The organism is Massilia sp. P2_C2, from assembly GCF_056404615.1.
Map to the genome: position 1 here is coordinate 1 of NZ_JBFUDR010000330.1, position 6,349 is coordinate 6,349.

At 68.8% G+C, this 6,349-nt stretch carries 3 protein-coding genes and 1 pseudogene; all 4 read right to left on the reverse strand.

The features are described from left to right. Window positions 1–268 (reverse strand): annotated as a pseudogene (locus tag AC1DYX_RS26125) (cell division protein ZipA C-terminal FtsZ-binding domain-containing protein); the annotation flags it as partial. Then, the gene (gene smc, locus AC1DYX_RS26130) at window positions 265–3,789 is read right to left on the reverse strand and encodes a chromosome segregation protein SMC (protein ID WP_477264302.1); all 3,525 of its coding nucleotides are present in this window, start codon (window positions 3,787–3,789) and stop codon (window positions 265–267) included. The gene smc and the pseudogene AC1DYX_RS26125, both read right to left, overlap by 4 nt. A 92-nt stretch (window positions 3,790–3,881) precedes the next feature. Beyond that, the gene (locus tag AC1DYX_RS26135; protein WP_477264304.1) at window positions 3,882–4,550 is read right to left on the reverse strand and encodes a phosphatase PAP2 family protein; all 669 of its coding nucleotides are present in this window, start codon (window positions 4,548–4,550) and stop codon (window positions 3,882–3,884) included. Between the two features lie 71 nt (window positions 4,551–4,621). Further along, on the reverse strand, window positions 4,622–6,349 hold a 1,728-nt coding region (locus AC1DYX_RS26140; RefSeq protein WP_477264306.1), incomplete at its 5' end, for a DUF1631 family protein.

The window sequence follows — 6,349 nt, forward strand, 5'->3', positions numbered from 1 at the left end:
GCATCGGCTCCGCATGGATGGCCGATTCGGCCAGCACGTCCGGGGCCGGCTCCAGCGCGGCGTCCAGCACGGGTTCGTGGCGCCCGGCGTGGGGCGGCGGATTGCGTTCCGGCGGGGCGCCGCCCGTCATCAGGACGTCGTCATGGTCGTGCGCGAACGCCCGCTCGACGCTCTTGCGGGCCTTGTACTCCTGCCACTTGTTGTAACTAATGACGCCGACGACGAAGATGCCGCCGGCCGCGATCAGGCTCATTTGTAAGTCTGTCATGCTGCTTGTGCCTCAGTAGCGAAATTCGCGGCGGACTCCATGTCCACCGCCACGATGCGCGACACGCCCTGCTCCTGCATCGTCACACCGATCAGTTGGTTGGCCATCTCCATCGCGATCTTGTTGTGCGAGATGAAGAGGAATTGGGTATGGTCCGACATGCGCTTGACCATGCGGCAGAAGCGCTCGGTATTGGCGTCGTCGAGCGGCGCGTCGACCTCGTCGAGGAGGCAGAACGGCGCCGGGTTCAGGCGGAACATCGAGAACACGAGCGCCGTCGCCGTCAGTGCCTTCTCGCCGCCGGACAGCAGGTGGATCGTCGCGTTCTTCTTGCCCGGCGGCTGGGCCATCACCTGCACGCCGGCGTCGAGGATCTCGTCCCCGGTCATCACGAGTTTGGCCTGGCCGCCGCCGAACAGGATCGGGAACAGTTCCGAGAAATGCTGGTTGACGCGGTCGAACGTGTCCTGCAGCAGGTCGCGCGACTCGCGGTCGATGCGCTGGATCGCGCCTTCCAGGGTGGCGATCGCCTCCTGCAGGTCGTTGTTCTGGGCGTCGAGAAAGCGTTTTCTCTCCGTCGCCTGCGCCAGTTCCTCGACAGCGGCCAGGTTCACCGCGCCCAGCGCCGCGATGGCGTTCGTCAGGCGCGTCACCTCGCCCTGCAGGTACGAGGGTTTCATCTCCGGGTCGAGTTTTTCGGACAGGCTTGTCTCGTCGGCGCCCGTGGCGGACAGCGCTTCCGCGAACTGTTCCTGGTTCAGCCGCGCGGCCTGTTCCTTCAACTGCATCTCGGTGATGCGCTCGCGCTGCGGCTGCAGGCCACGCTCGGCCTGCAACTTGCCTTCCTCGGCCGCGCGCAGGTGCTGCGTGAGCTGGTCCAACTCGTGGCGCGCGTCGGCAAGCGCTTTTTCCTGTTCCGTGCGCCGGGCCAGCAAGCCCTGCAAGCCTTCGGCCGCGGCGCCGGATTCGAGCGCCTCCAGTTCCAGCTTGCCGGCAGCGATACTCTCCAGGACCTGCGCGGCCTGCTGCTGCGCGGTGGCGATCGTGCGGCGCAATTCCTCGATGCGCGTACGCTGCGTCTTTTCCGCGAACACGGCTTCCTGCGCCGCGCGCTCCAGGTCGCGCAGACGCTGGCGCGCCTCGGCCAGCACGCGCTCCTGTTCCTGGAACTCGACCTGACCATCTTCATGCGCGCCCTGCAGCTCGGCCAGTTCCATGTCCAGCTCTTCGAATTGCGCTTCCGCCTCGGCCTGCGCCTGCCGCTGCTCCGCTTCCTGCGCGGCGATCTCGTCGAGGTCCGCCGCGATCTGGCCGCTTCTCTGGTTGAAGCGCGCCTCGACCTCGGCCTGCTTCACGACGTCGATCTGCAAAGCATGCACTTCGCGCTGCAAGGTCGCGACCTTTTGCCGGCCTTCCTGCAGACGGCGCTGCAGGTCGGCGACGGCGGCGTCGGCACGGGTGGCGCGGGTGCGCGCCTCGTCCAGCAGCAGCACCTGCGCGCGCAGTTGTTTGCCGATGTTGTCGATCTCGTGCTGGCGCGCGAGCACGCCGTCCTGCTCGGCATCCGCCGCGTAGAAGCGCACGCTGGATACCGTCACCATATGCCCTTGCGGCGTGACGAAACACCCGCCTTGCGGCAATTTGCCGCGCTGCGCGAGCGCGGTGCCCGGGTCGTCGGCCGCGTAGACGCCGTAGAGCCAGTCGTCCAGCAGGCCGCGCAGGCCCGGGTCGTTCAGCTTCAGCAGGCTCGCGAACGGTTTCAGGCCATGATGGTCGGCCGGCGCCCCGCTGCCTGCTGCCGGCGAATACAGCGCGAGCCGCGCCGGCGGCGCGTCGCCGAAGAAGCCGCGCGCCCAGTCCAGGTTCGACACTTCCAGCGCGCCCGTGCGCTCGCGCAGCACGGATTCCAGCGCCGTCTCCCAGCCCGTCTCGATGTCAAGCTTCTGCCACAGGCGCGGCAGTTTATCGAGCTCGTGCTTCTGCAGCCACGGCTGCACTTTGCCTTGCGTCTGCACGCGTTCCTGCAGCTGGCGCAGCGCGGACAGCCGCGCTTCCAGCTTGGCATTCACGCCCGTCTGCTGCTGAACCTGCACATGCGCATCGCGCCGTTCCTGCTCGACGGCTTCCTGGCGGCTCCCCGCCTCTTCCAGCATCAGGTTCTGCTCTTCCAGCTGCAACTGCTTCTCTTCCAGCTGCATGCGCAGGTTGTCCAGGTGCCCGGCGTCCGGCAGATTCAGGCCGCCGCGCTCCTGCTGCAGGCGCTCACGCCGCGTGGCCAGGTTCGCGAGGATGTTCGAGGCATTGCGCTGGTGCGCGGACGACAGCTCGATGCGCTGCTGGATCTGCATGATGCGGGCGCGCGACTCGGTCGCCCGGTTCTGCGCCTCGCGCCATGCGGTTTCCAGGTCCGGCAGGCGTTCGTTCTGCGCTTCCGCCGCGATCTGCGCGCCTTCGACGCGCGCCGCCAGCTCTTCCAGGCGGAATTCGGCTTCCTCGATCTGCTCCTGCGTCTCGTTGGCCTGGTTCAGCCATTGCTCGCGCTGGGCGGTCAGCGTCCCGATCTGGTTCTGCAGCCGGGTGCGCGACTCGACGACGAACTTGATCTGCGCTTCCAGGCTGCCGATCTCGGAATTGGTCTGGTACAGCGCGCCCTGCGCCGCGTGCAGGCGGTCGCCCGTCTCGTAATGCGCCTGGCGCATGCGCTCCAGGTCCAGCTCCAGGTTGCGCAATTTGGCGTTCTGCTCTTCCAGCCCGGTCTGCGCCTGTTCCATCTCCTGGAACCAGCGCAGCTGCTCGGCCTTCGCCTCGTTGCGGCGCAGGAGCCACAGCAGTTTCTGCTTTTCTTCCTGGTCGGCCTGCAGCTGGTGGAAGCGGTTGGCGACGGCCGCCTGTGCTTCCAGTTTTTCCAGGTTGGCGTTCAGCTCGCGCAGGATGTCGTCCACGCGCTGCAGGTTTTCGCGCGTATCCGACAGCCGGTTTTCCGTCTCGCGGCGGCGCTCCTTGTATTTCGACACCCCGGCCGCCTCTTCGAGGAAGACGCGCAGCTCTTCCGGGCGCGATTCGATGATGCGCGAGATCATGCCCTGGCCGATGATGGCGTAGGCGCGGGGTCCCAGGCCCGTGCCGAGGAAGATGTCCTGGATGTCGCGCCGGCGCACGGGCTGGCCGTTGATGTAGTACGTGGACGTGCCGTCGCGCGTCAGCGTGCGCTTGACGGCGATCTCGGCGTACTGGCTCCACTGGCCGGCCGCCTTGCCGGCGCTGTTGTCGAACACCAGCTCGACCGAGGCGCGACCGGCCGGCTTGCGCAAGGTGGAGCCGTTGAAGATAACATCCTGCATCGACTCGCCACGCAGCTCCGATGCTTTCGATTCGCCCAGCACCCAGCGTACGGCATCGATGATGTTCGATTTGCCGCATCCGTTCGGGCCGACCACACCGACCAGCTGCCCCGGCACCTGGAAATTGGTGGGATCGACGAAAGACTTAAATCCCGACAATTTGATGGAGGATAGACGCACGTTCGCTAACGGTTGGGGGAAGACTCATAAAGGCTGCATCATACCATCTGTTCCTTGCCTTTCGGCCAAGTTTGGCCGTTCCGCGTGCGTGTTCAGCTGCAGAGGACGGCGAAGCGTACCTGGGCAGGGGCGCATGGCGGCACATACGGACCCTGCGCCGGCTGCCAGTCATTACGCAGGTAGACGAGGTCGCGCCCGGACAGCTTCAGGGCGACGGCCGTCAGCCACTGGTGGGGATAGTCGGGATCGGCCTGCGGCAGCAGGACCGTCGCCACCAGCAAACCCAGCAGCAGCCGCTTCGGCGAGCGGTGCTGCGCGGCACGGGCGCGCGCCAGGAACAGCGCGGCCGCCCCCAGCCCGAGCATGCAGCCGGCCAGCGCTTCGCTGGGAGAATGCGCGCCGACCTGCACCCGCGCGAGCGCCACGCCCACGGCCAGCAGGCCGCCGACCGCGAGCGCGCCAAGGCGCAGCCGGGACGACCCGCGTTCCGCCAGCAGGAACAGGACGACGGGAAAGACAGCCGCCGCGCGGGTCGCATGGCCGGAGAAGCCGGTGAACGCGAGGAAACGGATGCCGATGCCCCAGCCGATGAACGCGACCTGGCTGGCGGCCGCCACGAGCATGGCGCCCCCGAACACGAGGCACCACACGAGCGCGAGGCGCCAGCAGCGGGCGGCGACAAGCCAGGCCGCCACGCCGACGGCCAGCAGCGCCGTGAAGTTGAGGCCGCCCAAGGCCGAGAGATGGGACCACCAGAGCATGATGCGTCAGCGAGTGATTCAGAACGACTCGACTATAACCCAGCCGACCGATCGATACCAACACCCGGCCCTTACGGCATGGCGACGGCGATGGAGGCATCGTTGACGGCGCCTTGCGCCATCGCCTCCGACAACACCTGCCCCACGACCCCGTCGATGGCGAGCACGCGTGCGCTGCCGTCGCTCAGCGCGGCCGCGAGCTTGTCGGCGGCCAGCGAGAATGCCTCGCGCCGCTGCGCGCCCGAGAAGATGAACAGCGTGCGCAACGGACTCACCCACGCCAGCTTGACCTTGCGCGCCCCCTCTGCGGTGCGGAATTCCAGCCACATGCCGCGCTCCAGCCCGTCCAGCGCGGACACCTCCGCCGCCCGCGCCGCCACCCGTTCCGCGGCCGCGTTTTCCAGCTCGACGCGGCGCAGCGCATCCTGCTGCGCCGCCTCCACGGCCAATTCCAGCTGGCGCTCGGGCGACAGCTCGATCGGCGCACGCACGATCGCCGCGTGGTATTCGGCCAGGCGGGCGAAGAATTGCAGGCGCTCGGCATCCTGCCATTTGATGGCATCGAGCCATTTGTTCAGCGTCGCCAGCAGCCGGGGCAGCCGGGCAATCAGGGACTTGCGCTGTTCCTGCGTGGCCTTGGGCTTGACGCTCCAGATCAGGTCGTCCATGGCCCGGGTGGCGTTGCCGACGGCGCCCGGGCGGGCCTCCTCGATCGTGTGGGCAAACGTCAGCACCGTCGTCCAGCGCTGCTCCAGGAAACCGCTGACCACGTCGATGACGTCGCCGGCCTGCACGCGCAGCGCCACGGCCTCGCGCGCATGGCGGACCGCGACGTCGTGCTTTTCCTGCCGGAGGGCGCTCGCGACCGGCGCCGCCAGCGCGGCTTCGCTGGCAGCCTCGTCGGCCGCGATGCCGGCCTCCAGCTCGGCGACGGCATTGGCGAACGCATCCGGCTGCGCCTCGCCCGCGCGCGCCACGCTGCGCTGCATGACCTGGAACACCGGGTCACTCGCATCCTGGTGCTGCTCCCAGCCCATGCGCGACATCAGGTCGACGAGGCGGCGGGCCGGATGCGTTTCCTCGAAGAAGAAATTCTTGTCGACCAGCGCCGCCTTCAGCACGGGCACCTGCAGCAATTGCAGCAGGTCGCGCGCGCGCGGCGGGATGCTTTCGTCCAGCAACACGGTCTCGAACACCCGCGACAGCAGGTCCAGCGTGCGCTCGTCGCCGCGCGGCAGGCTGCCCTGGGGCAAGGCCTGCTTCAGGCGCGGCAGGTAGAACACGTTGTGCGGCACGGCGCCCGGCGTGGCGACGCCCGATTCTGCGCCGGACGCCATGGCGGCGCCGTCTTGCGCCAGCGCCGGTTCGATGCGCGCCAGCAGGTCGAGCAGCGGCGCAGCGCCGCCATACTGGGCCAGCGTGCCCCGCACGGCGGCCGTCCAGCCGGCCTGGGCAGGTTCGCCGGCCGCCTGGCCGTCGCCCGCGAATGGAAACGCCGCCGGTACACCCTGCCCGCCCGCCGCGGACGCAAATCCGGCGGCCGGCTGTGCCGGCATACCGGACGCGGGCGGCAAAAAGCCGGAGGCCGCGGATGCGGACCCGGTCCCGGACACACCGCTGCCCCCGGACGTGAAGCCGCCGGGCGTCGCCACGCCGGGCGTCGCTACGCCGGGCGTCGCCACCCCGGACACGCCCTGCCCCGCACCGCCATGGGTGGCCACCACCGACGGGCCGGCACCGTTGCCGGAATCCCGCCCGGCGACCGGCTGGGCAGCCGCAGCCACCGCCGGGGCCGCGAC

Coding starts and splice junctions, on each gene's coding strand:
- AC1DYX_RS26135 (WP_477264304.1), bottom strand. CDS start 4,550: ATGCTCTGGTGGTCCCATCTCTCGGCCTTGGGCGGCCTCAACTTCACG.